25 protein-coding genes and 1 pseudogene are annotated in these 26,708 nt (G+C 68.1%); 12 read left to right on the top strand and 14 right to left on the bottom strand.

All coding sequences use genetic code 11. From position 1 onward, the window contains the following. Positions 1-91 precede the first annotated feature (91 nt). Positions 92-2,635, bottom strand: a complete 2,544-nt coding sequence (locus tag FDZ84_RS34265; RefSeq protein WP_168589216.1) for a heavy metal translocating P-type ATPase — start codon at positions 2,633-2,635, stop codon at positions 92-94. 336 nt (positions 2,636-2,971) lie between these two features. On the opposite strand from FDZ84_RS34265, the gene FDZ84_RS34260 reads away from it, so the two are divergent. Next, positions 2,972-4,084 (top strand): lysylphosphatidylglycerol synthase transmembrane domain-containing protein, encoded by a 1,113-nt coding sequence (locus tag FDZ84_RS34260; protein WP_168589215.1) that lies wholly within the window; start codon positions 2,972-2,974, stop codon positions 4,082-4,084. A 626-nt stretch (positions 4,085-4,710) separates the two neighbouring features. Here the strand turns inward: FDZ84_RS34260 and FDZ84_RS41345 are convergent. Further along, complete coding sequence (locus tag FDZ84_RS41345) at positions 4,711-5,229, bottom strand: universal stress protein (protein ID WP_371812939.1); 519 nt, start codon at positions 5,227-5,229, stop codon at positions 4,711-4,713. After that, the gene (locus tag FDZ84_RS34250) at positions 5,114-5,677 is read right to left on the bottom strand and encodes a universal stress protein (RefSeq protein WP_371812731.1); all 564 of its coding nucleotides are present in this window, start codon (positions 5,675-5,677) and stop codon (positions 5,114-5,116) included. The genes FDZ84_RS41345 and FDZ84_RS34250 overlap by 116 nt, the downstream gene beginning before the upstream one ends. On the opposite strand from FDZ84_RS34250, the gene FDZ84_RS34245 reads away from it, so the two are divergent. The 4 genes and pseudogenes from FDZ84_RS34245 to FDZ84_RS34230 all read left to right on the top strand — a co-directional run bounded on the left by FDZ84_RS34245 (position 5,676) and on the right by FDZ84_RS34230 (position 7,892). Then, a complete protein-coding gene (locus FDZ84_RS34245) occupies positions 5,676-6,362 on the top strand; it encodes a fructose 1,6-bisphosphatase (RefSeq protein ID WP_305852025.1) in 687 nt (228 codons plus the stop codon). The genes FDZ84_RS34250 and FDZ84_RS34245 overlap by 2 nt on opposite strands. A 121-nt stretch (positions 6,363-6,483) precedes the next feature. Then, on the top strand, positions 6,484-7,239 hold the full coding sequence (locus FDZ84_RS34240) for an STAS/SEC14 domain-containing protein (RefSeq protein ID WP_168589213.1): 756 nt from the start codon (positions 6,484-6,486) through the stop codon (positions 7,237-7,239). After that, positions 7,196-7,522: pseudogene (locus tag FDZ84_RS41340) on the top strand (DUF3040 domain-containing protein); the annotation flags it as partial. The gene FDZ84_RS34240 and the pseudogene FDZ84_RS41340, both read left to right, overlap by 44 nt. A gap of 100 nt (positions 7,523-7,622) precedes the next feature. Beyond that, positions 7,623-7,892 (top strand): DUF1876 domain-containing protein, encoded by a 270-nt coding sequence (locus FDZ84_RS34230; protein WP_168589212.1) that lies wholly within the window; start codon positions 7,623-7,625, stop codon positions 7,890-7,892. A 212-nt stretch (positions 7,893-8,104) separates the two neighbouring features. Here the strand turns inward: FDZ84_RS34230 and FDZ84_RS34225 are convergent, their stop codons facing one another. The 7 genes from FDZ84_RS34225 to acsA all read right to left on the bottom strand — a co-directional run bounded on the left by FDZ84_RS34225 (position 8,105) and on the right by acsA (position 16,787). Next, positions 8,105-9,001, bottom strand: coding sequence for a universal stress protein (locus FDZ84_RS34225; RefSeq protein ID WP_168589211.1), 897 nt, complete (start codon positions 8,999-9,001; stop codon positions 8,105-8,107). Between the two features lie 109 nt (positions 9,002-9,110). Beyond that, positions 9,111-11,456, bottom strand: a complete 2,346-nt coding sequence (locus tag FDZ84_RS34220) for a heavy metal translocating P-type ATPase (protein ID WP_168589210.1) — start codon at positions 11,454-11,456, stop codon at positions 9,111-9,113. A 38-nt stretch (positions 11,457-11,494) separates the two neighbouring features. Then, the gene (locus FDZ84_RS34215; protein WP_168589209.1) at positions 11,495-11,749 is read right to left on the bottom strand and encodes an acyl carrier protein; all 255 of its coding nucleotides are present in this window, start codon (positions 11,747-11,749) and stop codon (positions 11,495-11,497) included. Continuing rightward, positions 11,749-13,125, bottom strand: coding sequence for a 2-oxo acid dehydrogenase subunit E2 (locus tag FDZ84_RS34210; protein ID WP_246868630.1), 1,377 nt, complete (start codon positions 13,123-13,125; stop codon positions 11,749-11,751). Before FDZ84_RS34210 ends, FDZ84_RS34215 begins: the two co-directional genes overlap by 1 nt. Next, the gene (locus FDZ84_RS34205) at positions 13,049-14,029 is read right to left on the bottom strand and encodes an alpha-ketoacid dehydrogenase subunit beta (RefSeq protein WP_168589208.1); all 981 of its coding nucleotides are present in this window, start codon (positions 14,027-14,029) and stop codon (positions 13,049-13,051) included. The genes FDZ84_RS34210 and FDZ84_RS34205 overlap by 77 nt, the downstream gene beginning before the upstream one ends. Continuing rightward, entirely contained in the window at positions 14,026-15,018 is a 993-nt protein-coding gene (gene pdhA / locus FDZ84_RS34200; protein ID WP_210435299.1) for a pyruvate dehydrogenase (acetyl-transferring) E1 component subunit alpha, read from the bottom strand. Before pdhA ends, FDZ84_RS34205 begins: the two co-directional genes overlap by 4 nt. Next, a complete protein-coding gene (acsA, locus tag FDZ84_RS34195) occupies positions 15,015-16,787 on the bottom strand; it encodes an acetate--CoA ligase (protein ID WP_168589207.1) in 1,773 nt (590 codons plus the stop codon). The genes pdhA and acsA overlap by 4 nt, the downstream gene beginning before the upstream one ends. Before the next feature lie 495 nt (positions 16,788-17,282). Between acsA and FDZ84_RS41335 the strand changes: the two genes are divergently transcribed. The 3 genes from FDZ84_RS41335 to FDZ84_RS34180 all read left to right on the top strand — a co-directional run bounded on the left by FDZ84_RS41335 (position 17,283) and on the right by FDZ84_RS34180 (position 18,279). Then, positions 17,283-17,399: a universal stress protein gene (locus FDZ84_RS41335; protein ID WP_168589206.1), complete on the top strand. Its 117-nt coding sequence runs from the start codon at positions 17,283-17,285 to the stop codon at positions 17,397-17,399. Between the two features lie 41 nt (positions 17,400-17,440). Then, the gene (locus tag FDZ84_RS41330) at positions 17,441-17,719 is read left to right on the top strand and encodes a universal stress protein (protein ID WP_371812729.1); all 279 of its coding nucleotides are present in this window, start codon (positions 17,441-17,443) and stop codon (positions 17,717-17,719) included. A 113-nt stretch (positions 17,720-17,832) separates the two neighbouring features. Further along, on the top strand, positions 17,833-18,279 hold the full coding sequence (locus FDZ84_RS34180) for a universal stress protein (RefSeq protein WP_168589205.1): 447 nt from the start codon (positions 17,833-17,835) through the stop codon (positions 18,277-18,279). 57 nt (positions 18,280-18,336) lie between these two features. On the opposite strand, the gene FDZ84_RS34175 is transcribed toward FDZ84_RS34180, so the two are convergent. After that, positions 18,337-18,744, bottom strand: a complete 408-nt coding sequence (locus FDZ84_RS34175; protein WP_168589204.1) for an Hsp20/alpha crystallin family protein — start codon at positions 18,742-18,744, stop codon at positions 18,337-18,339. 151 nt (positions 18,745-18,895) lie between these two features. Here FDZ84_RS34175 and FDZ84_RS34170 point away from each other — a divergent pair, with 151 nt between their 5' ends. Next, positions 18,896-19,891: a nitroreductase family protein gene (locus FDZ84_RS34170; RefSeq protein WP_210435298.1), complete on the top strand. Its 996-nt coding sequence runs from the start codon at positions 18,896-18,898 to the stop codon at positions 19,889-19,891. Positions 19,892-19,895: 4 nt separating this feature from the next. Here the strand turns inward: FDZ84_RS34170 and ppsA are convergent, their stop codons facing one another. After that, the gene (gene ppsA / locus FDZ84_RS34165; RefSeq protein WP_168589203.1) at positions 19,896-22,148 is read right to left on the bottom strand and encodes a phosphoenolpyruvate synthase; all 2,253 of its coding nucleotides are present in this window, start codon (positions 22,146-22,148) and stop codon (positions 19,896-19,898) included. A 15-nt stretch (positions 22,149-22,163) separates the two neighbouring features. After that, positions 22,164-22,436: a DUF1918 domain-containing protein gene (locus FDZ84_RS34160; protein WP_168589202.1), complete on the bottom strand. Its 273-nt coding sequence runs from the start codon at positions 22,434-22,436 to the stop codon at positions 22,164-22,166. Positions 22,437-22,592: 156 nt separating this feature from the next. On the opposite strand from FDZ84_RS34160, the gene FDZ84_RS39720 reads away from it, so the two are divergent. Together FDZ84_RS39720 and FDZ84_RS34150 are read left to right on the top strand one after the other, a co-directional pair. Next, positions 22,593-22,877: a universal stress protein gene (locus FDZ84_RS39720; protein WP_246868629.1), complete on the top strand. Its 285-nt coding sequence runs from the start codon at positions 22,593-22,595 to the stop codon at positions 22,875-22,877. Between the two features lie 5 nt (positions 22,878-22,882). Continuing rightward, positions 22,883-24,373, top strand: coding sequence for a bifunctional aminoglycoside phosphotransferase/ATP-binding protein (locus tag FDZ84_RS34150; RefSeq protein WP_168589200.1), 1,491 nt, complete (start codon positions 22,883-22,885; stop codon positions 24,371-24,373). Positions 24,374-24,438: 65 nt separating this feature from the next. Here the strand turns inward: FDZ84_RS34150 and FDZ84_RS34145 are convergent, their stop codons facing one another. Next, entirely contained in the window at positions 24,439-24,777 is a 339-nt protein-coding gene (locus tag FDZ84_RS34145; RefSeq protein ID WP_168589199.1) for a hypothetical protein, read from the bottom strand. A gap of 343 nt (positions 24,778-25,120) precedes the next feature. Here FDZ84_RS34145 and FDZ84_RS34140 point away from each other — a divergent pair, with 343 nt between their 5' ends. Then, entirely contained in the window at positions 25,121-26,506 is a 1,386-nt protein-coding gene (locus FDZ84_RS34140; protein ID WP_168589198.1) for an IS1380 family transposase, read from the top strand. Positions 26,507-26,708: the final 202 nt, after the last annotated feature.

Raw genomic sequence — 26,708 nt, 5'->3', positions numbered from 1 at the left:
TCCTGCTGCCCGTCTCATGAGTACCCGGATCTGCTCCGGGAAATAAGGCCAGTTGGCCCTATCGAGGCCGCGCGGCGGAGTGGCGTCGTAGTCATCCCCTTGGGGCGGGCAGCGAACTGGATGACCGGCCTCCAGCCTCGACGTCTGGTCTGGCCGTGCCGGGTTCAGCCGGCGACAGGGGTGCGATCCGGTGGCGGCGCAGGCGGTTGGCGTTGCCCACGACCGACAGCGAGGACAGGGCCATTGCGGCGGCGGCGATCATCGGAGAGAGCCGAATGCTCAGCATTGGGTAGAGCACGCCCGCGGCGACGGGCACGCCGATCGCGTTGTAGATCAAGGCGAAGAACAGGTTCTGCCGGATGTTGCGCATGGTGGCTCGGGAGAGCCGGATCGCGGTGACCACACCGGCCAGCGAGCCGGAGGTCAGGGTGATGTCGGCGGATTCGATGGCCACGTCGGTACCGGTGCCGACGGCTAGGCCGACATCGGCCTGGGCCAGCGCGGGGGCGTCGTTGATGCCGTCTCCGACCATGCCGACCCGGCGCCCCGCGGTTTGCAGGCGGCGGATCTCGTCGGCCTTGTGCTCGGGCAGCACCTCGGCGAGCACCCGACGCACCCCTACCTGCCGGGCGATGGCGGCGGCGGTGCGGGCGTTGTCGCCGGTGATCATCACGACCTCGATGCCCAGCCGCCGCAGGTCGGCGATCGCTGCGGCGGAGTCGGCCTTGACGGTGTCGGCGACTGCCAGCACCCCGGCGGGTTCGCCGTCGACGGCGGCCAGGATCGGGGTCTTGCCCTCGGCGGACAGCCGTTCGCTGATCGGGTCGAGCGAGTCGGCACCGACCCCGGTGTCGGCAAGCAGGGCAGAGGTCCCGACCACCACCGCATGACCGTCCACAGTAGCCTGGACGCCTTTCCCGGTGACGGAGTCGAAACCGCTTGCCGGAGGTGGGGCCAGGCCGCGATCGTGAGCCCCGGCGACGACAGCCATGGCCAAGGGGTGCTCGCTGTCGGCTTCGGCAGCGGCGACCCACGCGAGTAGCTCGGCGTCGTACATCGCCCCGGTCGTCACGACGTCGGTGAGCACAGGCTTGCCCACCGTGATGGTGCCGGTCTTGTCCAGCACGATGGTGTCGAGCTTGTGCGCGGTCTCCAACGCTTCCGCGGAACGGATGAGGATGCCCGCTCTGGCTCCCTTGCCGGTGCCGACCATGATGGACAGTGGCGTGGCGAGGCCGAGTGCGCAAGGGCAGGCGATGATCAGCACCGCGACCGCGGAGGTCAGCGCGAGGGTCAGCGTGGGCGGCGGGCCGAGGACGAACCAGACCGCGAACGTGGTGATGGCGACGGCGATCACGGTCGGTACGAAGTAGGCGGCGGTGGCGTCGGCAAGGCGTTGGATCGGGGCCTTGGAGGCTTGCGCCTCCCGAACCATGCGGATGATCTGGGCGAGCATCGTGTCGGTACCGACTTTCGCCGCGCGGACCCGCAGCGAGCCGGTGCCGTTGATCGTCCCGCCGATCACGGTGTCACCGGCGTGTTTGGTTACCGGCATCGGCTCGCCGGTGACCATCGACTCGTCCACCGCCGAGGACCCGGCCAGCACGGTCGCATCGACGGGAATCTTCTCCCCAGGGCGGATCACCACCTCGTCGTCGACCACGACGTCCTCGACGGGCACTTCCACCTCGACGCCGCCGCGAACGACGCGCGCGGTACGAGCCTGCAGACCGAGCAGCGCGCGGATCGCCTCACCCGTACCGGCTTTCGCGCGGGCTTCGAAGAGTCGGCCGAGCAGGATCAGGGTGAGGATCACGCCTACGGCCTCGAAGTAGACCGCGCGCACGTCTTCCGGGAACGCGCCCGGGAACAGGGTGACCAGCAGGCTGTAGCCGTAGGCTGCGGCCGTGCCCAGGGTGATGAGGCTGTTCATCTCCGCACTGCGGTGGGCCAGCGCCAACCAGCCGGTGCGGTGGATCGGCCACCCCGTGTAGAACATCACGGGCGTGATCAGCGCGAGCTGCACCCAGTGGTCGAGCAGCGCCGCGGGCATCCAGGGCACTTCGAAGAACGACTGGGCCATCACCGCGAACACCACCGGCGCGGTGAGCACCGCGCCCACCAACACCCGGCGGGTCAGATCGGTGATCTCGGTGCGCCGCTCCGCTGCTTCGACATCGCCGCTTTCGAGGGCAGGCGACTCGGCTTGGCGGCTCGCCGCCGCGGTCTGCGCGGTTTCGTCATCGGTTGCGGAGGTGTCCGATGGTTCGACCAGCAGGGTGCCGTGGACCATGTTCATCCCGCAGGCGAACCCGAACGAGCCGGGCTCGTCGGGCATGAGCCGGATCGTGGTCCTCTCGTGCGCGGGCAGCGCCGCGCTGACCCTCAGCTCGGGGAAGACGACCCGGGCGGTGCAATCCCCGGATTCCCGGCGGTCGAACACCACCTCCACCGGCACGCCCTGGCGCACCCGGATGATGTCTGGCCGGTACCCGCCGCGTACGGTCACCTGCGCCCGCTGCACCCCGTTCGCGAGACGCGCGGTGCTGGCTCGGCGCGGCCCGAAGAAGAACCAGCCCAGCACGGCGATGGCTGTCACGGCGAGGACCACGACGACGATGTCAACCACCGACATGGCGCGCCTCAGGAAGCAGGTCCCCGTGCCGACGCGGGGCATCGTCGACGACGGGTTGCAGGAACATGGCTATCCACCTCGATCGCTCGGTTTCCCGCGATGCCGCTACCAGAATTCCCACTCAATACCTGGAGGGGGTAGGGGATTTGGGTAGTCGTTCGCGGCTTGCCGCGAACAGCGTGTGGCGATCTGGCGGACACCGGCGTGGGTGGGGTCGTTGGACCCTGATGTGGAGTCCGCTCTGCCCTGCATGGTGAGGAGTTGACCTGAGCAGCGGGGAAGGCAACCATGGCCGGTTGTACTCCCGCCGCACCACCGGAGCACAGGGGAGCGAGGATGCGACAGCGGGTCCGCACGATCGCCCAGTGGGCAGTGGTGTTGGGTGGACTGGGGGTCCTGGGGTGGCAGCTGCCCGTACTGGTGAGCGAGGCGGGGCGTCTTGGTGCGGAACTCGCGCATCTCCGGTGGGGGTGGGTCGGTGCGGCGGTCCTGCTGGGTGTCGGGTCCTTGGCTGCCTACGGGGAGCTGCACCGGTGGCTGTTGATCGCGGGTGGCGTGCGTTTGCCGGTGCGGACCGTCCAGGCGATCAATTTCGCGGAGAACGCGCTGTCGACCACCCTGCCGGCGGTGGGCAACGCCGCCGGGTTCGTCTATGCGGCCTACCAGCTACGCAAGCGCAACGTCGATGTCGCTTTGGCGGCGTGGTCGGTGGTGTTGTCCGGGGCCGTTGCCACGGTCGTGTTGATGCTGCTCGGTATCGCGGGGACGGGTGGAGTCGGGCAAATCCAGCCGCTCGTCGCTGGTGCGCTCGCGGGTGGCGTCGTCCTCACCGCATGGGCGTGCTGGGCGGTGGTGAACCGCCCCTCGGCGCTGCGCCGATGCCTGCTGGCCGTGACCTGGCTGGGACGGCGGCTGCCGGGCCGCTGCCGAACGTGCCGGCGCGCCTGGATGACCGATCCCGACGCGACCGTGCGACGCCTGTCGGACCGGATCGGACTGCTCCGCCCCAGCGGGCCCCAGTGGGTGGCCGTTGCCGCACTCGCGGCGCTGAGCTGGATCCTGGACTACCTCAGCTTGTGCTTGAGCGTCGTGTCACTCGGGCATCCGGTGCCGTGGTCGACGCTCGTGCTGGGATTTCTGGCGGTGCAGGGCGCCATCGCGTTGCAGATCTTCCCCGGCGGAGCGGGCCTGGCCGAGGGAGGCTTGCTGGGCGTGCTGATCACGTCGGGGCTCCCGGCTGCCCCGGCCATGGCGACCGTGCTCGTTTACCGGGCCATCAACTGGCTCGGCCTGGCCGCTCTGGGCTGGGTCGTTTACGCCGTCCAGATCCACCTCGCCCCTCGGCACAAACACATGCACGCACCGGAAGCACCCACCGTCCCTGCGTCACCGAGGCGCACAGCACGGTCCCGGTCGAACGGCCCGGCGAACTACCGCATTACGAACTGAGGGGGTGTGCGTGCGGCCTGCCCGTCGCCGTGAGCGGCGCTCGACAGGGTTCCACCGCCGAAATCAGCTTCGATGACGAAATGCCCTGATCGCGCCTGGGCGCGTCGTCCAGCCTGGAGGGGACTGCTCTCCCCAGGAACATGTGATGAACCACGGTTCTGTGTCGCTTGGTGCCAGCTGGCTCAGCCACGCGTTGAGCCCGAGGCCGAATCCGTTGCGGCGTCGTCTGGATCGAGTCCAAGCGCTCTTGGTGCTCGGTCTGCTCATCGCCGCATTGACCGTCGTTCCGATGGTGGCGATCACCTGGGGAAGAGCAACATACGAGGCGAACCAGCATGCGGCCGCGGTCGCCGCTGCTACCAGGCACGAAGTGGATGCGGTCGTGATCGGTGAGCCCACCGAGCAAGTGCTGGCGGCCAATCCCGACTTCCAGGTCACCAGCCACCGGGCCGAGGTGCGGTGGGCGGGTGCCGACGGGGCACCCCGGGCGGAGACGGTTGAGGTTCCGCCGGGCAGCAAGGTGGGGAGCAAGATCCCGTTGTGGTTGGACGCCGCTGAGCGCGTCACGACAGCTCCGCCCAGCGCAAGCCAAGTGCGTGCGTCCGCTGTCGGGTTCGCCTTCGGGATCATCTTCGTAGGTGAGGCGCTGTGCTTCGTGCTGATCGTCTGCGTTCGAGCGATGGCCGACGTGCGTGCAGAACGCGCGTGGCACCGGGAGTGGGAGATCGTCGGGCCGAAGTGGACTCGACAGGAACACTGAGCTTCTGCCCAGGCCTCAACTGCTCTAGCAGCGGAGGACGGCCACCGGGCACGACGCGTGCTGGATCACCCCAGCGGCCACCGACCCCAGCAACCCGTTGAACTCCTCGGCCGCGGTGTCCGACGACCAACAAGCGTGCCGTGTCGGCGGCGGCGAGCTCGGCCACCGGATGTCCGCCTTGCACGACCTCGTGAACCGGCACGCCGGGGTACTGCTGCGGCCACCCGGCTAGTTGCTCCGCGAGGACTCGTTGAGCTTGTTCCCGCAGATCAGCCGTCTCGAAACTGAGCGTGGGCACGCTCGGGGCGTATCCGACATCTCGCCACACCCGCATTGCGACGAGCTCGGTCTCGTAGCGAGCTGCGGCGTCGAACGCGAAACGCAAGGCCGCGCGGCTGTAAGGAGAGCTGTCCAGCCCCACCACGACCGGGCCGGTGTCGCGGTGGTCCCGCACCCACGACGACCGGGCAGCGCGCGTGCATGGCGACCTTGGCGCTGACCGATCCGATCAGTATCGCGCTCAACGAACTCTGGCCCCGTGAGCCGACCACGACCAGCTGAGCCGCATCCGACTGGCGGACCAGCACATCTGCCGGGTGTCCGGGCACGACCTCGGTCGAGATCTCCAGCCGCGGGTGTTCAGCGGTCACCCGGTCAGCCACGGCGGACGTAGCTTCCCGAGCGTCGTCGTCGGCCAGTGGATCGCGGGTGACCACCACGAGGTGCAGCTGAGGTGAATGCCGGAGATCGGCCTCGTCGGCGGCCCACGTCGCCGCGGAGATGGAGTGCGAAGAGCCGTCCACGCCCACGACTACGGCCCGGTCTGCCGTCATGACCAGCTCTCAAACCCGGGTGCACCGCTGGTGCCAGGTGCCGACTCTTGGGTACCCGGGCGAGAGCCGCGATATAAGGCCGGTCGGCCCTAGCGGCCGTCCGTCGGCGCGGCGGACGCTCTACGAGATGCTGATGTTCATCGGTGCACCGGCCCGGTACGTGATTCACTCGGTGGAATCCAAGACCTTGCACGAGCAGGCGGTCGCGACTTCCACGCAGCGGCTGTCGCTGATCGCGGGCAAGTACGTCGGCAAGGACGACCCGGTGATGATCGTGCGTTGCCAGTCCGGGCTGCCCGCCCTCGGCGAGGTGCTGGAACCGTTCGCCTTCGCCTACACCGCGGGCGGGTGCATGCGCGGGTCGCACCACGCGCCGATGATGCCGGTCAGCGTCGACGACGCGCATCCCGCTCGGTTTGACGGTCCGCCGCGGGTGGTGGCCCTGGGCTTCCAGGTCCACGAGGGCAAGCTGATCGGACCGCGGGACCTGTTCGACGACCCGTCGTTCGACCGGGCCCGGGCGCAGACCAACGAGGTGATGGACTACCTGCGCCGCCACGGACCGTTCGAGCCGCACCGGCTCCCGCTGGAGGACCTGGAGTACACCACCATGGCACAGCTGGAGAAGCAGCTGGCCGACCGGTGGCAAACCATGCCGACGGCAGCGGTGCCCGCACCACGCTGACCAGCTCGCTGCGAACGACTCCGCCGGTCGGTCCCGGACATTGTCCGGCGACAGACCACGCACCTGGCCGGAACCCGGGAAAGCGACTCGCGGCACTGTGGATTCGACAAGGGAAACCGAGATGCTTGAGAAGCTGACGCACGCACCGGACGGGATCGACGCTGTCAAAGCCATTGGCACGGTGTCGAAAGAGGACTACGAAGAGGTCTTCGAGCCGCTCGTGGAGTCGGCGCGGAGGGAGAACCGGCGCATTCGACTCCTCTACCAGTTCGGGGCGGAATTCCGGGGTTTCACGCCGGGGGCGGCTTGGGAGGACACCAAGCTCGGGTTCGGGGCGATTCAGCTGTTCGACGGCTGTGCGGTCGTCAGCGACACGTGGTGGATCCGGGAGTCGAGCCGGCTCGCGGGCTTCCTGCTGCCCTGCCCGGTGCGGGTCTTCGGCAATGACGAACGGGATGCGGCGATCGACTGGCTGAGCTCATTGCCCGAAGGTCCCGGCGTGTCGCACCGGCTCGTTCCTGAATCCGGAGTCCTCGTGGTCGAGGTCGAAGAACCCCTGCGGGTGCAGGACTTCGACGCCCTGGCGCAGACGGCGGATACGTGGCTGAACGAGCACGGTGATCTGCGTGGCCTGGTCATCCACGCCCGCGAGTTTCCCGGCTGGGAGAACGTCTCGAGCATGCTCCGGCACGTGCGATTCGTGCGCGACCACCACCGCAAGGTCAAGCGCGTGGCGCTATCGGCGGACAGCAAACTGGCGAGTCTGGTACCGCATCTCGCCAAGCACTTCGTGCAGGCCGAGGTGAACAGTTTCAGGTACGACGAGATCGACGATGCGATCACGTGGGCGGCGGGCACTACCGGACGAGGCACCTGAGACGTCGTGGGGCGGGGGCCGATGGGCTCTAGTTGTCCCCTCCTCGGCCCGCGATCATCTTCCTCGTAGGTTCGGTTCGCTCGGTGCATCTCGGGAGGTTCCGATGCTAAGACGCTACGAACGGCGCCTTCTCGAAGAGATCGAGCGGCAGCTGTGTTCCGAAGACCCGGAGTTCGCGCACAGGATGACCCATGTGCGCCCGTTCATGAAGGCCTTGGGATGGCTCACGGTTCGCAGGGCTCTCGGGGTTGTGGCGGCGTTCCTCGCCCTGCTGTGCGTGGTGTTCAACGAAGGTACCGAATTCTTCGTTGCCGGCCTCTCGCCGCAGCACTGTTCCTGTCCGAGAGCTGGCAGATCCAGACCGAATGACGAGGAGTTTCGCGATGCCCACGACAGAGCACTGGTCGGTCGACATCTACCTCACCGAGGAAGAAGACCGCACTCACGCCCAAGCGCAGTTGCACACTCGGGACGCGACCGATCTGCGGGGCACCGGGTTGGCCAAGCGGAGCCCCGAGGACGTCAACGTTCCGGAGGTCGGTGCCGAACTCGCTGCGGCCCGGGCGTTGTTCGAACTCGCCCATCACCTGCTCCGCGCGGCGACTGTCGACGTCGAACAGCTGACCGGCAAGCCTGCGCGCCTGCACAGCTAGTGCTGTAGCTGCTTGGACGCAAGAGGTTCTTGCTGCAGTTGATGAGACCGGCCGCGATTGCGGCAGCACCCTGATGAAGGGGGGACTGCCGCTAAAACGTCAACCTCGAGTGCCAAGCCCTGGGGATCACGGTGGGCTGTGAAGAAGACATTGTGGACTGCCTGACGTAACAACCCGCCTGATGCTCGTAGCTATAGCCCAGCGGTACGTGATCAGTGAACGACGGCGACGGGACATGGGGCGTAGTGCAGTACTGCGTGGCTGACCGAGCCGAACAGCGCCGTCCGGACGACGCTGCGTCCGTGCGTTCCGACGACGAGCAGGTCGGCGTCGGCGGCGGCAGCGAGCAACGCCTCTGCGGGGTGTTCGACCGCCGTGACTTCGTGGTGCACGACGAGATCCGGGTAGTGTTCGCTCCAACCTGCGAGGGATTCGGACAGCTCCCGGCGGCAGGCCTCGATCGTGTCGAAGTCGAACTGCCATCCCCGGTTCGGCGGCAACGTGTCCGGCAGCTGCTCGGTGTAGGCGAGGATCGCCGTCAGCTCGGCGTTGTGCCGGGTGGCGAAGTCGTATGCGAACCCGATCGCACGCACACTGCACTCGGAGCCGTCCACACCCACGACGACTTGGTCGAACTCCGGTGTCAGCGACTGCGGACGCTTCCGCTCGCCGCGTATCACGATGACCGGGACGTGCGCGGTGCGCACGACTTCGGCGGCAGTGGAGCCCAGCAGCACTCGTCGGGTGCGGCTGAGCGTTGGCGGGCCGACCACGAGCGCACTCGCGCGGGCGGCGGCGTCGGTCAGAACAGTGGCGGGATGGCCTAGGCGCACCTCGGTCCATACGTCCAGTCCGGGCAGCTTCTGGCGGCACTCTGCGGCCATGTCCTCCACCGTCCGCTCCGCGGCACCACGCATCGGTTCGAGCGTGACTGCCTCACTGGGCAGGTGGATCCGGGTCAGTTCCTCCAGTGGAACGGCGAATGCGTGCACCAGGAGCAAGGACTGGCTGCGTGTCGTGGCCTCAAGAGCGGCCCACCACACCGCCCGCTGCGATTCGGCGGACCCGTCGAATCCCGCGACCACCGCTTCCGCCTGCAACGTACGCATGCCCGCCACCTCCGCCTTGTCGCCAGGATGCGCGCGCGGCGCCGGGGATGCAGTCCGCTCAGGTCGCTGGACGTGACCAGAGCAGGGCTGCCGTCCACCACCGGGCGGGTCAGAAGTCGTGGTCGGTGTCGGCGAGTGCGAAGTAGTTCTCCTCTTCCTGGGTGAAGTGCAGGCGGAGCACGGCGTGCAGGCCGTACAGGGTGGCGAGGAGGTCCTCGATCTGGTCGTCTCCGATGCGGCCTTGAGACTCGGCCAATGCCAGGTGAGTCCCGATCCGCCTGCTGAGCCTGTCGATCTCGGCGTGCATGCGGCTCATCGTGGCGGTGGCTTCGGAACTGCCCAGGGGAGCGGCGAGGGCCGGGTAGAGCTGGGTCTCCTCGGCCTGTTCGTGCGGGATCAAGCGCTGGTCGAGGAAATCCCGAGTCCGGCGCAGCGCGGCGAGCGCCTTCGTGGAGCCGGGGGCTTCGGAGAGGAGGTCTGCGGTGTCGCGGATCAAGGGCAGGGTTTCGCGGAGTTTTTCCTGTTCAGTGTCGAATTGGTGCAGCAGGTCCTCCGTGGAGTGCGGCACGGTGAGCTCACCTCGGTGACTGCCGCCCAGAGCACGTAGCGCGTTGGCGATAACCGCGAGGTCGATGCCTTCCTGAAGCAGCGCGCCTGCCGCCGGTGGTAGCCAGCCGACGGCGGCGACGCCCATGGCGATGATGGACAGACCCATGCCGACGGCGGCGCTTTGCACCGCGATGCCGCGCGCTCGGCGGGCGATGCTCACGGCGTCGGCGAGGCGATCGAGTCGGTCGGTGGTGAGCACGATGTCGGCGGCCTCCGACGAGGCGGTCGAACCCCGGGCGCCCATGGCGATTCCCACCGTTGAGGCCGCCAGGGCGGGGGCGTCGTTGACCCCGTCGCCGACCATGACGGTGGTTGCCGTTTCGCTTTCGGCGCGGACGCGGGCCACCTTCTCCGCGGGGGTTTGCTCCGCGTGCACCCAGTCCAGCCCCAGCACGCTGGCGACGTCTCGGGCGGGTTCGCAGCGGTCGCCGGTGAGCATGACCAGGCGCTGCAATCCCGCGTTCCGCAGCCGTCTGAGGGTTCTGGGGGCGTCCCTGCGAAGGGGATCGCGAAGCAGTAAGGCGCCGTGCAGTTCGCTTTCGCAGCTGACCCAGGCGATGGCGGTGGCGTCGAGCATGGCTCGGTTGAGCACGGCGTCGGCCCAACGGGGTCTGTTCTCCGGTAGTGCGAGTCTGCCGACTTCGACGCGCTTGCCGTCGACGATGCCGCTCATTCCTCGCCCGGGTTGTTCCGTCGCGTCGCGCGGTGGGAGCAGAGCGAGGTGCTGCTTTCGGGCGTGCGCGACGATGGCGTCGGCGAGTACGTGCGGGGATGCCTGGTCGAGTGAGGCGGCCATTCGGAGCACTTCCGACGCGTCGACGGTCGGTGCTGCGATGACGTCGACGACGGTCGGGCGTCCTGCGGTCAGGGTGCCGGTTTTGTCCACGATCACGGTGGTGGCGTGGCCGAGGTTCTCCAGAGCTGCGCCGTCGCGGATGATCACGCCGATCCGGGAGGCTCGGGACATGCCCGACACGATGGCCACTGGGACTGCCAGCAGCAGCGGGCACGGAGTGGCGACCACCAGCACGGCAACAGCGCCAACAGGGGAGCCGGTGATCAGCCAAGCGCCACCGGCCAGGAGCAGGGCCAGGGGTAGGAACCACGTCGCATACCGGTCGGCGAGGCGGACAACGGGTGCCCGCTCGGCACCGGCGTCCTGCGCCAACCGCACGATTCCGGTGTAAGTGCTTTCCTCGGCGGTCGCGCTGGCCCGCAGGTCGAAGGCGGAGCCGGCGTTGACGACCCCGCTGCGAACGGGCTCTCCGGCAGTGCGTTCGACGTGGGCGGGCTCGCCGGTCAGCACCGATTCGTCGAGGACTGCGGCAGTGCTTCCGACCTGGCCGTCCACCGGCACGACCTCGCCGGGGTTCACCAGCAGCAGGTCGCCGACGCTCACTTGGTCCACGACGACGGTTTCGAGCGCGCCATCCGCGTATCGATGGGCGAACCGCGGCGCGTGTTCCAGCAAGGCTCGCAGGTCGTGGGAGGCGCGGCGCTGCGCTGCGGCGTCCAGGGCCTGCCCGGACGCCAGCATGACCGCGATCAGCGATCCGGCGAGGTACTCGTGCACCACGAGGGTGCCACCGAGCGAGAGCACGGCGATGAGATCTACCCCGGTACGTCCGCGCCACAGCGCGTGCGCCATCCACGTCAGCGCGGGCACGATGGCTACCGCGGTTCCGGCCACCCATGCCGCGTCGGCCGTGCTGGTGGCGCCGACCGCCCAGGCGATGACGCCGAGCAGCAACGCGCCCGCCGTGACAGCGAGAAGGGTTGGCTCGAACCACAGCCGAACGCGGCGTGCAGCGTTCGGCCACCTGGGTACTGAGCGTGGTTCGGACATCAGCGGCACATCCCCAATAGTCGGAGCTGGCTCCGGCGTCATGACCAAGCGGTGAGGAAGTCGACTGCCGAGTCCATTGTGGTGAGTCTGTCGTAGTCGTCTTCGTCGATGCGGATTCCGCTGGCATTGCCGAGGGTTTCGACGAAGGCGAGGAAGTCCAGGGAGTCCAGTTCGAGCGCCTCGCGGAAGTCTTCGTGGTCGTCCAGCTCGTCGAGGTCTGCTCCGGGCATGGCCTTCAGCAGCGCATCACGCACGAGGCAGCGGGCGTGCTGTGGTGTGGTCGGCTGGGTCATCACAGTTCCTCCGGATGCTGCAGGAACGTATCGATGGTGGTGAGGAAACGGCCGCCGGTGGCGCCGTCGGTTGCGCGGTGGTCGCCGGACAGCGTTGCGGTGACGATCGGGCGGATCCCGATCAGGTCGCCGACGGCCCATGGTCGGTGGACGACTGAGCCGAATCCGATGAGTGCCACCTGGGGCGGGTAGATCACGCCTTGTACGGATTCGACGCCGAGATCGCCGAGGTTGGTTACCGTGATGGTGGCCGGTGTGGTGTCCGAGGAGCGTAGGCGGGCGGTGCGGGCGCGGGAGACCAGCTCGCGCAGGCGGTGCATGATTTCGATGAGGGGAAGCTGTTCGGCGTTGACGATGCTGGGGGTGAGCAGGCCGCCGCCGTGCAGCGTCACTGCGACGCCCAGGTGCACTGCGTCCGCGGGTTCGAAGTGGTCGTTGATCCAGTGGCCGTTGAGATCGGGGACGTCGCGTGCGGCGAGGGCGGTGGCCTTGAGCAGCGTCGCGGCGGGCACGATCCGGTCCGCTACCAGGGCGCGGCGGTTGCGCTCGCGCAGCCACTCCAGCGCGGTGCTGAGTTCGATGGTGCTGGTGAGGTAGTAGTGCGGGATCTCGCGCTTCGACTTCGTCATTAGGGCCGCGATCGCTTGCCGCATGGCTGCGGGTCCTCGGCTCACGCCTGGTGCTGGCGAAGGGAGGGTCGGCTTTTGCGCGGCGGCGCGGACATCGCGTGCTCGAACGGCACCGTCTGCGCCGGTTCCGGTCAACCGGCTCGCGTCGGTGCCGAGTTCGGCGGCCAGCCGTCGGGCGTACGGCGAGATCCGCTGTCGTGCCGCAGGCGGTGCCTTGACGCGCGGTTCCGCGAGTTGCTGGATGACCCCTTCCACATCGGCGTGCGTGATGGCACCGCCGTGGCCGGTACCGTGGACCGTCGCAAGGTCGATGCCGTGCTGAGCGGCGAGCTTGCGCACCGGGGGCGTGGCGACAGCGGGCTTGTGCTTGGGCGGAGGCGGGGACTTCTCCGCCGCGGGCTCGGCTGGTGCGGGACCGGACGGAGCTCCCTGGGCTCCGGCGGAAATCACCGCGAGCGGGGTTCCGACGGGCACCGTCTGGCCGGGCTCGACCAGCAGGCGGTCGATGATGCCGGTGTCGAAGCATTCCACTTCGATGGTGGCTTTCTCGGTGTCGACGGCCGCGACGAGATCTCCTTTGTGGACGGTGTCGCCTGGCTGGACAAGCCATTCGACCAGGGTGCCCCGCTCCATGTCCGCACCCAGGGACGGCATCCGGAACTCGGCCATCTCAACCCACCGCCCGCCGCGCCGCGGCCACCACGTCATCGGCTTGCGGTAGCGCGGCGTCTTCGAGGTGCTTGGCATAGGGCATGGGGACCTCGGCGGTGCACACCCGCTCCACCGGGGCGTCGAGGTCGTAGAAAGCGTGCTCGGTGATGCGGGCGGTGACTTCGGCGGAAAGACTGCCGCTGCGCCATCCTTCGTCGACCACGACGGCGTGGTGGGTGCGGCGGACCGAGTCGAGGATGGTTGGCTCGTCCAGAGGGCGCAGCGTGCGCAGGTCGATGACGTCGGCCTGGATGCTGTCGGCGGCGAGTCGTTCGACGGCGGTCAGCGTGGTGGGCAGTGTGCCGCCGTAGGTGATCAGTGAAACGTCCCCGCCGCTGCGGCGGATGGCCGCGGTGTCGATGTCCACCGGCTCGGCCGGTTCGGCGAGGTCGCCTGCGGCGTTGTACAGCGAGCCGTGCTCGAACATCAGCACCGGGTCCGGGCACTCCAGCGCGGGGCGCAGCATGCCGCGGGCGTCCGGCAGGGTGGCCGGGGCGATGATGCGCAGCCCGGGGATGTGGGCATACCAGCCCTCCAGGCTGTGGGAGTGCTGCGCGGCGAGCTGGCGGCCGGCGCCGGTGGTCATGCGGATGACCAGGGGAACGCCCAGCTGTCCCCCGGACATGTGCAGCAAGGTGGCGGCGTTGTTGAGGATCTGGTCCAGCGCCAGCAGGCTGAAGTTGACGGTCATGATCTCCACGATCGGACGCATCCCGGCCAGTGCCGCGCCGATGCCAGCGCCGACGAAGGCCGATTCCGACAGCGGGGTGTCCCGGATGCGTTCCGGGCCGAACTCCTCCAGCAGACCGAGGCTGACGGCGAAGCACCCGCCGTAGCGACCGACGTCCTCGCCCATCAGGAACACCCGCTCGTCGTCGCGGAGCGCTTCGCGCAGCGCCTCACGGATGGCGTCGCGGTAAGTGGTGTGCGTGGTGGTCATGGCTGCTCGGTGTAGACGAATCGGGTCAGGTCCTCGACCGGCTCCAACGGGCCGGCCTGGGCCTCGGCCACCGCCTGGTCGAGCTCCCCGTCCACTTCGGACTCAAGATCCTTCAGGGCATCGTCGGTGATTTCGCCGTTGTCGCGCATGCGGGCGGTGAGCTTGTCGATCGGGTCGAATTGCCTCCAGTGCTCCACCTCGGCTTTGTCCCGGTAGCGTTCGGCGTCGTACATCGAATGCGCCCGGAACCGGTAGGTCCGCAGTTCCAGGAAGCACGGGCCCGGACTGGCGCGCATGGTCTCCACCGCGCGATTGCCCGCCGCCGAAACGGCCTCCACATCCATGCCATCGACCGCCCACGACGGCATCCCGTAGGAGCTCGCCCGCAGAGCCAGGTCCGTTTCGGCCTGCGCCCTGGCCAGCGCGGTCCCCATGGCGTAGAGGTTGTTCTCGCAGCAGAACAGCACCGGCAGGTGCCACAGCGCGGCCAGGTTCAGGCATTCGTGGAACTCGCCTTCGGCGACGGCGCCGTCGCCGAACAGGCACGCGGTCACCTGCGGACGGCCCGACATCGCGTCGGCCAGCGCCAGTCCCACTGCGATCGGCAGACCGCCGCCTACGATCGCGTTTCCGCCGTAGAACCGGCGAGTGACGTCGAAGAGGTGCATCGATCCGCCGCGTCCCCGGCTGCATCCGGTGGCTCGGCCGAACATCTCCGCCATCACCGAGACCATCGGCACCCCGCGGGCCAGGGCGTGACCGTGTTCGCGGTAGGTGGACACCACGGCGTCGTCGCGGCTCAGCGCCTGCAACAACCCGGCCGCGACGGCTTCCTCGCCGATGTAGAGGTGCATGAACCCGCGGATCTGTGCAGCGCTGTAGAGCTCGACGCAGCGCTCCTCGAAACGCCGGATCCGCACCATCTGCAGCAACAGCTCAGCGCGTTGCTTGGCTCGCGGGCTGGTCGCTGGTGATCCTCGTCGACTCATCGCACCCCCTCCAGGGAGGACAGATCACCTTCCGGAAGCCCGAGCTCCCGGGCCTTGAGCAAGCGACGCATGACCTTCCCGCTGCGGGTGTGCGGGAGCTCGGCGTCGAAGTCGAGTTCCTTCGGCGCGACCGCACCGAGCCGACGCCGGCCGAAGGCCAGCAGCTCGGTCCGCAGCTCGTCGCTCGGGGAGTGCCCGGGGCGCAGCGACACGAACGCCTTCACCAGCTCGCCGGCCACCGGGTCCGGCTTGCCGATCACTCCAGCCTCGGCTACGGCCGGATGCTCCATCAGAGCGCTCTCCACCTCGAATGGCCCGACGAGGTGTCCAGCGGACTTGATCACGTCGTCGGCCCGGCTGACGAACCAGTAGTAGCCGTCGGCGTCCCGCGCGGCGATGTCCCCGGTCAGGTACCAGCCGTCGGCGAAACTCGCCGCATACCTGGCCTCGTCGTGCAGGTAACCGCGGAACATCGAGGGCCACCCTGGCCGCAACGCGAGTTCGCCCTCGACGTCGGCACCGGTCAGTTCGTGCACCTTCCCGTGCGCGACGCGGGCCCGGCCGTCCTCGCCGCGCTCCAGCAAACCGACCTCGACGCCGGGCACGGGTCGCCCCATCGAACCAGGCCGGATCTCGTCGACGCGATAGTTGCTGATCATGATCGCGCCGGTCTCCGTTTGCCACCAGTTGTCGTGGATCGGCAGCCCCAGCACCTCCTGCCCCCACACCACGACCTCGGGATTGAGCGGCTCCCCGACACTGGCCACGTAGCGCAAGGCGGACAGGTCGTATCGCGAGGCCAACTCCGGTCCGTGCCGCATCAACATGCGCAAAGCGGTCGGCGCGGTGTACCAGACGGTCACCCGCTGCTCGGCGAGCACGCGGTACCAGCGCCGTGCGTCGAACTCACCTTCGTCGCTGACCACGGTGGCGCCGTGCGTCAGGGGAGCGATGACCCCGTAGGAGGTCCCGGTGACCCAACCCGGATCGGCCGTGCACCAGAACACGTCATCCGGACGCAGGTCCAGCGCATACGCCGCGGTGGCGTGATGTGCGACGACCGCGTCGTGCACATGCACAGCTCCCTTGGGCCGGCCTGTGGTGCCGCTGGTGAAATGCAGCAACGCCCAGTCCTCCGGAGATGTCGGCGGGATCTCGAACTCGGTACCGGCCTGGGCGAGCGCGTTCGCGAAGTCGGTGGTCCCGGGTTCGGCTGCGCCATCGCCCACCAGCAGCACGTGCCGCAGCTGTGGAAGCGCCGCGCGCAGCTGCCGGATCTTGCTTCGGTAAAGCCGAGGCGTCGTCAGCAGCACAGCCCCTTCACCGATCTGTAGCCGGTCGAAAACGGGTTGCGGACCGAACGCGGAGAAAAGCGGTGCAAGCACGCAGCCCGCCTTCAAGGTCCCGAGGGCTGCCACGTACAGCTCGGGAACTCGCCCGAGCAAGGTGTACACCCGCTCGCCCTTGCCCACCCCGAGACCGCGCAGGACATTCGCGAAACGGTTGGTCCGGTCCCGCAACTCCGCGTAGCTGATTTCCGTCACGCGGTCCTGCTTGTCCACGCAACTCAATGCCGCGACATGCGCCCGATCGCCGACGGCGTGCCGGTCCACCGCCTCGTAAGCAATGTTCAAACCCCGGCCGCCGGGCAAGCCGGACAGCTGCGAGCGCGCCGCAGCCCAGTCGAACGCACGTCGAACCTGCACGTAGTCACGCATGTTCGACACGGCACGCAGCTCGGCCGGCTTGCTGATCGGCTCCCACCGCATCAGATCCCTCCCGGTCTCACCTGACCAGGCAAGCCCGGCGGACATCACAGCCGCTAGAGGCCAACGGCTCTCACGGGCAGCGGTCGTTCCGAAGGCGAACTGAAGTGCGAACAGGCTGCTTGAGGGCATGCTTTCGCTGACTGGGACCAACGACCGCATCGCAGGCCGGTTCGGCAAACGCACCGTGCGACCAGTGGTGTGCCGCCCTTTCCGCGTTCGACAACGGCTTCGAAGCACGTGCGTGGCCCGTGCGGAAGTCGCACGCGTCGTTCGGAGGGAGGTCGCCGGAAAAGGGTCCGCATCAGACGGCGGACATGGTGTGTCTCGACATCGGTGTGCGTCTCGCCCATCAGCGTTGCCTCCATCGGCGCCCGTCCCCAGAGGACTTCGTCAGCAGAGGCTCGGCTGCGCCGATGTGCGATCTCGCGTAGGGGCGAGTACACCCGGCGTCATCGACCTCCAGGTGCTGACCTGTGGTCAGGAAACGGGGGAGCTATGACCGAGGACAAGCCGCGGATCGTGGTGGGTGTGGACGGTTCGCCCGGCTCCCAAGCTGCACTGCGCTGGGCGCTGCGCTACGCCGAGCAGAGCAACGGACGTGTTTCGCGTTGACTGCGTGTGGGTGTCCGGCCCTCATCGACATGGTGTTGCCGATGCCAGAGGACGGCGTAGCCGCCGAGGCCAGGCGCGAGCTGCGGAAAGCGGTCGAGGAAACCGCCGCCTCACTGGGAGCGAGGGTTCCCGTGGAGCAGACGGTGGTGCGAGATCACGCGGCGCAGGCCCTGCTGGACGAGGCACAGGAGGCGGACTTGCTCGTGGTGGGCAGCCACGGGCACGGTGGATTCGCCGGTGCCCTCCTCGGATCCGTCGGCCAACACTGCGTGCTCCACGCGCAGTGCCCGGTAGTCGTCGTCCGCCCGCCCCGCCGCTGAATGACCACGCTCTGGATGATTTGTTCCGTCGTAGTTCAGTCACTGCCGACGTGCGATCTCATGTCGTTGCGAGTACATCGGCTTCGATTGTCGAGTTGGGACGGTGGGGAATCATGAACGAGAACGCGCCGCGGATTGTTGTCGGCGTGGACGGCTCACCTGGATCGAGAGCTGCGCTGCGGTGGGCGCTGCGCTACGCCGAGCAGTGCGGCGGCGCGGTCACGGCGGTGATCGCATGGGCGTCGTCGACCTTCACCGAGATCACGCCAATGCCCCCGGCGCTCTCGGACGAGGATTCGGTTGCTCGTGCGGAGTGGGAGTTGCGGAAGGCGGTCGACGAAACCTCGGCCTTGCTGGCGACGTCGGTGCCCGTTCATCGAGAGGTGGTTAGCGGGCATGCCGCGCGAGCGTTGCTGGACGAAGCTCAGGGCGCGGATCTGCTGGTGGTGGGAAACCGTGGACACGGCGGATTCGTCGGTGCGCTGCTCGGATCGGTGAGTCAGCATTGCGTGAGCCACGCGCACTGCCCAGTGGTTGTTGTCCGTCCTACCGCGAGATGACGTGGCGTGCATGGGAAGGGGAAAGCGCGGCCGATGTCCGCCACGCCTTCCAGTTGTTCACTTGCCCTTGCGCATCACCGGGATTTCCTTGCGGGTCTCGGCTTCTCGGCGTGGCATGTGGATGGTGAGGATGCCCGCTTCGTATTCGGCGTTGATGTCGTCGGTGTTGCAGCTGGTCGGCAGCAGCAAGGTGCGGCTGAACGAACCGTAGAAGAACTCGCTGTGCCGGTCAGTGCGTTCTTCGTGCTTACGTTCGGCATTGATCTTGAGCTGGTTGCCCTCGACGTTGATGTGGATGTCCTTGTCGGGGTCCACGCCGGGCAGTTCGCAGCGGACCACGAACCCGTCCTTCTCGGTGTAGGTCTCCACACGCATCGCATGCCGTTCACCGAAGGGCCACTCGGTTTCGAACATCCGGAAGATGTCAGGCAGGCCCAGGCTCGGCCGAGGCAGCAAGCTGGTCATGGTGTCCTCCGTTAGCGAAAGATGAACGATGTCCACGGTCCGTCGTGCGATCGGCGTGGAATAGGGCCGACCGGCCCCGTTCGGGCTGGACACGTCGTGGGTACCCGGGCGGAGTTGAGCGTGAAACCCGTGGTGCGGGGGGAGTGTCGTGATGGCAAGCAGAACGGTCCCGTCGCAGGAGACGATGCGGTCGGCGCTGGGCCTGGCGTGCCGGGCGCCGTCGGTGCACAACAGCCAGCCGTGGCGGTGGAAGCTGGCCGTGCATTCGGTACACCTCTACCTCGACCGTTCCCGGCTGCTGGAGATCATCGACCCGACCGGGAGGGAGATGGTGATCAGCTGCGGGGCGGTCCTCAACCACGCCCGCATCGCGTTCGCAGCTGAAGGGTGGCGAGCCCGGGTGCACCGCCTGCCCAACCCGGCACAACCGGACCATCTGGCGTCGATCGAGTTCACGGAGTTGACCGAGGTCGACCCGCACGTCGAGACGTTGGCGGCAGCGGCGGCGAACCGGCGCACCGACCGGCGGCCCTTCCTGGCAGACCCGGTGGCGCAGGAGGTCCTCGCGCCTTTGCGCGAGTTCGCGCGGCTGGAGGACTGCACGCTCAGCTTCGCCTTGGAGGACCGGGAGCGCCGCGAAGTGGAGCTGGCGATCCAGCATGCCGGCGCGGAGCAGCGGGACCGACCCGAGTACCGGCAGGAGCTCGCCGCTTGGGCGGGGCGGCATGCGTCCGCTGAGGGAGTGCCGGCCCGCAGCCTTCCGGCGGAACACCTGCGCGGCATGCCCGAGCGCGACTTCGCGCTGGTCGCCGAGGGGGAGCTGCCGGTGCCGATCCTGGATGACGGCGCGGTACTGGCGGTGCTGGCCACCCGCGGCGACAGCTATGAGAGTTGGCTGGCCGCGGGGGAGGCGCTGAGCGCGGTGCTGCTCAGCGCGACGAAGCAACGCCTGGCGACGTGCCCGTTGAGCCAGGTCGGCGAGGTCGGCACAGCCCGCAACCAGGTCCGGGACCAGGTCCTGGGTGGAAGTGGCTTTCCGCAGATGGTGATCCGGTTGGGGTGGCCGGTCACGAGTGAGTTCCCCGGACCGCTCACGCCGCGCCGCCCGCTGTCGGAGGTCGTCGAGCCGTTGTTCCCCCGGGAGTGAACGCTTAGACCTGAGATCTGGCCGCTTCCAGGAGGATCTTGCGTTCGGCAGCGTCCACGACCTGCCGCACCGCGGTCACCGCGTCAGGGTTGACCGAGATCGACGTGATGCCGAGCCGCACCAGGTGCTCGGCGAACTCCGGGTCGTTGGACGGGGCCTGGCCGCACAGCGACGAAGTGATTCCATTCCGGCGGGCGGCGCCGATGATGCGCCCGATCGCGTCCAGCACCGCAGGATCGGACTCGTCGAACAGCGGCGCGCACACCTCGGAGTCGCGGTCGACGCCGAGGACAAGCTGGGTGAGGTCGTTGCTGCCGATGGACACGCCGTCTATGCCCAGCCGGATGTAAGCGGACAACCAGTACTGCACTGATGGGACTTCGGCCATGACCCACCGGTGCAGACCGGGCGAGTTGCCGAGCGGGCTGCGGTCGACCTCGGCCAGGCATTGCTGGAGTTCCCATCGGGTGCGCACGAACGGGATCATCAGGTGCAGGTTGGGGGTCTGCTCCCGCACTCGGGTGAGGGCTTCGAGTTCCATGCGGAACAGCGACGGGTCGCGGACGTACCGGTAGCAGCCGCGGTAGCCGATCATCGGGTTGTCCTCGACCGGTTCGAAATCCTCCCCGCCGGCTAGGTTGCGGAATTCGTTGCTGCGGAAGTCAGCGGCCCGGTAGATGACCGGCCGTGGGGCGAAGGCGCGGGTGATGGTGGAGAGCGCTGCCACCATCGCGCCGATCGCCGCTTCCTGACCACCGCGGGCCAGGATGTGCCCGGGGTGTTCGCCGCCGAGCGCATCGGTGAGTAGGAACTCCGCGCGTAGCAGGCCCACACCATCGACCGGCAGCGCAGCAGCGTGCTCGGCCTGGTCGGGCATGGCGAGGTTGACGTAGATCCGGGTCGCCAGGGGCTGCACCGGGGCTGCGGGAGGTTCGGTCACCCGAGCTGGATGCCGGACCGCGCTGACAGCCCCTTCGAGCACGGTGCCGTTCTCCCCGTCGACGGTGACCTGCAAGCCGTCATGCAGAGTCGTGGTAGCGGTGCGAGTGCCCACCACGCACGGCAGTCCGAGCTCGCGGGCGACGATCGCGGCGTGACAGGTCATGCCGCCGCTGTCGGTGACCAGCGCGGCAGCCTTGCGGATCGCCGGCAGCCAGTCCGGTGCCGTCATGGGGGCGACCAGCACCTCGCCAGCCTGCAAAGCTCCGCCCTCGGCGGGAGACTGAATGACCCGGACCGAGCCCGAGGCGGTACCGAAGGAGGCACCGAGTCCGGAGACGAGGATCGCACCCGGCTTGGCGCGCCGCTGGAGGGTCGTGACCGGACGGGATTGCACCAGCCACCAGGTGTTGTCGGCGATCGCCCATTCCACGTCCTGCGGACTGCCGTAGTGATGTTCCACCCGAACCAACAGGTGTGCCAGGTCGGCTATCTCGATGTCGCTGAGCACCCGTTGATCGGCTTCGTCCGGCCCCACTTCCACGCGGGCCTGCCGGCCGTCGGCGTCGCGCACGATCTTTTGGGTCTTGCGGCCGATGTCGACGTGCTTGAGCCTGGCGTCGGCTTTCCGGATCGTGTACGTGTCGGGCTCCACTGCTCCGCTGACGACGGATTCACCGAGACCGAAATTGGCCTCCATCAGCATTTCGTCGCGTGCGCCGGTGGCGGGGTTGGCGGTGAACGCCACGCCGGAGCGGTCCGCGTCCACCATCCGCTGCACGATCACGGCCATGGCCGGTGCCTCGCGCACGCCCTGTGCCGTCCGGTAGACGATCGCCCGCGGGCTGAACAGCGACGCCCAGCAGTCCACCACCCGCGCGGTCAGGTCGTCGGCGCCGGAGACATTGGTGAAGCTCTCGTTCACCCCGGCGAACGAGATGTCCGGTGCGTCCTCGGCGGTGGCCGACGAGCGCACCGCGACCAGGCAGCCGCCGTCGAGTTCGTCGTGGGCCTTGAGCAGCTCCGCACGTGCGGCGGGCGACAATCCAGCCTGATGCACCAGCCTCTGGAGCCGAGCGCAGGTCTCGGCGAGTAGGGCCTGCTCGTCTGCGACCCGGACGGCTTCATCGAACAGGCGGTCGAGTTCCGACCGGACGCCTGCCTCCGACATGCAGGCCCGGTAGGCCTCGGCGTCCAGCACGAATCCAGGTGGAACCGGAAGACCAGCCTGGGCGAGCTCACCGAGGTTGGCCCCCTTCCCACCCACCACGGGCACGTCGGCGAGACCGAGCTCGGAGAACCAGCGAATCCAGGTCATAGCCACCTCGCAAATTCACCGACAGCCGTTCGACGCAGCAGCAATTCCGTGGTCGGGGTGTGACGAGGGCGCAACGTTGGCGCGCGGCTTCAGGTGCTGCGGGAGGTTGCGCTCCAGGTGCGCGTCCGGTCCGGGGAAGAACAACGTCACGCGCCCATCGTCGAGCCAATGCACCAGGTAGGGCGGTTCACCGTCGGGGCCGTGCACCTCGACGATCTGGCCCTTGCGCCGATGACCGTCGAGGTGGACCGCTTCGGCGACCAGCCATTCGCCCACTTCCGCGCGCATGATCGTGCTCCCGTTTCCGACGGCGCTGCGAGTCCGAGCTTCGCGTCAAGCGCGGCGGTTGCGGCAGAGCCGAAGGACTCCAATGCGCCACCCGGATCACCCGACTTGTGCGGTTCTGGCGCGGTCTTACGGTCGAGGCGAGGGAAGGAGACAGTCATGCGCAAGGCCAACATCCTGGACGTCGACGGGTCCCGCGTCAGCGAGGCCGCCGCCGAGCGCCTGGCCGGGTGGCGGGAGGAATACCCGGATGTCGAGGTGCGGCGCGTGGTGGAACGGGACAGGCCTGCCCGCTACCTCGTCGGCCACGGCAGGCAGGCGCAACTGATCGTTGTGAGCAGTCGAAGGAGAGGCGGCATGAGCAGGATGCTGCTGGATTCGACCAGCCGGGCCCTGCTGCGTATGGCCCCGTGCCCGGCCCTGATCGCCCGCTCAGAGATGTGACCTCTGTGGAAGATCGAAACCGTGGGATCCAGGCGACACCGACGCGCTTTCTCGCGCCGGACGGCGTCGGGATCGCCCAAAGCCACTGCGCGGTGGTCGTGTTCATCGGTGACCGTGCGTACAAGCTCAAGAAGCCTGTCGACCTAGGCTTCCTCGACTTCCGCACCGTGGCGGCCAGAGAAGCGGCGTGCCGACGAGAGCTGGTCCTCAACCGCCGGCTCGCCCCCGATGTCTACCTGGACCTCGCCCAGGTCCAGGACGGACGCGGCCGGACCTGCGATTGGCTCGTGGTCATGCGCCGCATGCCCGCTGCGCGACGGTTGTCGACGCTCGTCGAGCGAGGCGCTGAGGTGCGGGCTGATCTGGAGCAATTGGCCCGCATGCTCGCGTCGTTCCACAGCACGGCGCGGCGCGGGCCGGAGATCGACCGGATCGGTGGCCCGACCGCGCTGCACAAGCGGTGGACCGACAACTTCGCCGGGATGGAGCCGTTCGTCGGTGAGGTGATCGGGCGCGACCGATTCGACGAGATCGTCGAGCTGGCGCTGCGCTACCTCGACGGCTGCGCCAGCCTTCTGGAGGATCGGATCAGCCGCCGGTGCATTGTGGACGGTCATGGTGATCTCCTGGCCGAGGACATCTTCTGCCTCGCCGACGGGCCGAGGGTGCTCGACTGCTTGGAGTTCGACAATGCACTGCGCTGCGTTGATGGTCTCGACGATGCGGCCTTCCTGGCGATGGATCTCGAACGCCTCGGCAGAGCCGATCTGGCGCAGCAGTTCTTGGCCTGGTACCAGGAGTTCTCCGGGACCCCGGCACCGTCCTCCCTGACGCACCACTACGTGGCCTACCGAGCGTTCGTCCGCGCCAAAGTCGCGTGCCTCCGCCACGCCCAGGGAGTCGGGGGCGCGGCGCGCACGGCTAGGCACCTGACCGGGATCGCACTGCGGCACCTGCGCGCCGGCCAGATACGGCTGGTGCTCGTCGGCGGCCTGCCGGGTACCGGCAAGTCGACCCTCGCCGGAGCGCTGGCCGACCGCATGGGGGCGGTTCTGCTGCGCACAGACCAGATCAGGCGGGAACTCCCAGGCGCGGCGGGTTTGGCGATCCACGCGGGCTACGGTCGCGGCCTATACGAGGCTGCACATGTGCACGACACCTACCAGGAGATGCTGACCCGCTCCCGGATCCTCCTCGAACACGGCGAAAGCGTAGTCCTGGACGCCAGTTGGAGCAGCGCGGACGAACGCGAGTCCGCCCGGGCAGTCGCGCACGGGACAGCCGCACTCGCGACAGAACTGCGGTGCGTCGCCCCGCTGGACATCACCGAGGCCCGCATCGCAGACAGGACGGGCGATGTCTCGGATGCGACGGCGGACATCGCGGCGCAGATGGCGCGCCACTTCGACCAATGGCCGGAAGCCGCTCGCATCGACACCTCGGGTCGAGCTGGGACAGCGCTCGACGAGGCCTGGGAAGCTCTCCGATTCGAGTGAATGGAATGGTCGGCGTCGAGAACGGGGAACCGAACCGACGGAACCAGGACGGGGACGCGGCGGAGTTAGTCGCCGACGGTGAACGAGCGATGATCTTCGGCTGTCGCCGCTGGGCGGTCCGCCGAGTAGGGATCGAACAGACTCATCTCCGCTCCGGACATCACCTGGTGCAGCCCGGACAGCACTGCGTCCAGCAGCGCGTCCTGGTGGAAGAGGTCATCGATGCTGTAGGAGGACAGACCGAGCTCGGGGAACAAGGTCAGCACAGCGTGGTCCGATGCCGCACGGCGAGCCAGGTCGAGGATGCGGTCGGCGTTGAGCTCGGGATCGACCCCGGCGACCGCGGGCATGCCCACCGCCACCCGTGCGAAAGCGTGCCCGTACAGCGATCCGAAGTCGGCCATCGCCGACCATCATCGAACATACCCCGAATCGGCGCAGCAGGACGCCAACCTCGACGCCCCGCGATGCAAGCCCGCGATTCACCGCATCCACTGAGGACAGGAAGGCGTATCCAACAGCGTTCGAGTCCGCGTGCGTTCTTGGATGGCCACGAGTCGATAACGGGGTTGTGTGAGTTCCTGAGCCAGGTTTCGCTCGACCACTCCTCCGCACAGTTGCTAAGCCCCAATCCACCGATGATCTTGGGTAACGGTTCGGTGGCGAGAGGACGAGATGCCCTTCTGACCTGGGATGATTGATCTTGTCAAGGGATCGATCAACTCGAGGCGAAAGGGCATCTCGCAGGTGCGATCTTCTCATAGTGCCGCGCGGGTGAGCGCGGTGTTCGATGATCCGAATCTGGTGGCCTCGGCGGGCCTGGTTCCGGTGATGCGGTTGGCCGAACGCGTGGGGTTGCACGAGGTGGTCTCCGAGCGTGTCCGTGTACCAGGATCGGTGGGCGCGAACGCCGATGTGAAGGTCGCCTCGATCGTGGCCGGGATGCTCACCGGCGCCGACAGTATTGATGATCTCGGAGTGATCCGGCATGGGGCGATGCCGAAGTTGTTCGGCGGGATCCGGGCACCGTCCACTGTGGGCACGTTTCTGCGTGCGTTCACCTGGGGGGATGCACGGCAAGTGGAGTCGGCCGCGCGGGAGGCGTTGGTGGGCCTGGTTCGGCAGACTCCGGTGCTCGCCGGTGCCGACGAGAGGGTGTTCATCGACGCGGATTCCACCCTGGCCCGGGTGTTCGGGCACGCGAAACAGGGTGCAGCGTTCGGGCACACCAAGATCGGCGGCCACAATGTGCGGCTGCGGGGCTATCATCCGCTGCTGACCACGCTGTCCACACGCCAGTCGGCGCCGGTGGTCGCCGGCACCCGGATGCGTGGCGGCAACGCGGGCTCGGCGCGCGGCGCGGCGTCGCTGGTCACCGAGACGATCAACCTCGCCCGGCGGTGCGGCGCCCGGCCCGACCGGATGCTGTTTCGCGGTGATTCCGCCTTCTATGCCGGGGAAATCGTTTCCGCCTGCCGGAGGCAAGGGGTGGAGGTGTCGGTCACGGTGGCCCAGTATCCGAACGTGCAACGCGCCATCGCCGCCATCGACGACGACGCGTGGACGGTGATCCGCTATCCCCAGGCTGTCTGGGACGAGGCCGGCCAGTCCTGGGTCAGCGACGCCGAGATCGCCGAAACCCCTTTCACCGCCTTCGCCGACGACAAGAACCACCGAGTGGCCGGCCGGTTGATCGTGCGCCGGGTCAAGGACAAAAACCATCCCGACGCCCTGTTTCCCGTATGGCGCTACCACGCCTGCTTCACCACCAGCACCCTGCCGCTGGTCGAAGCGGAGAAAACCCACCGGCAGCACGCGATCATCGAGCACGTCAACGACGACCTCGAACACGGGCCACTGGCCCACATCCCCTCCGGGGTCTTCGCCGCCAACGCCGTATGGCTGACCCTGGCCGCCCTGGCCCACAACCTGCTGCGCGCCGCCGGCAGCCTGACCAGCGCCTTTCACGCCAAGGCCCGCGCCGCGACCCTGCGCCGCACTCTGATCAACATCCCGGCGCGGGTGGCCCGGCGAGCCCGCTCGATCACACTGCACCTGCCCACCCACTGGCCCGGGGAACACGACTGGCACCACCTGTTTCACGCCACCCACGCCCCACCAGCAACAAGCTGAACACCCCCTCCCGACCCGCCCGCACAGGGCCCGACCCCAGGACACCACGGAAAAGCTGGGCAGACCAGCGAATCCCGCGCGCCCACCCACAACCATCAAGATCAACACGACCTACCCACAACCCAAAGATCAACATTAAACCCCACCGGTGGATTGGGGCTAAGTGGCCGGATTCGGCGCGGCGCGGTTCGACCTGATCAAC

The sequence above is a fragment of the Saccharopolyspora sp. ASAGF58 genome, assembly GCF_012277335.1.
Classification (GTDB): domain Bacteria; phylum Actinomycetota; class Actinomycetes; order Mycobacteriales; family Pseudonocardiaceae; genus Saccharopolyspora; species Saccharopolyspora hattusasensis.
The sequence above is the reverse complement of the archived record's forward strand: the minus strand, read 5'-3'. Positions and strand labels throughout refer to the sequence as shown.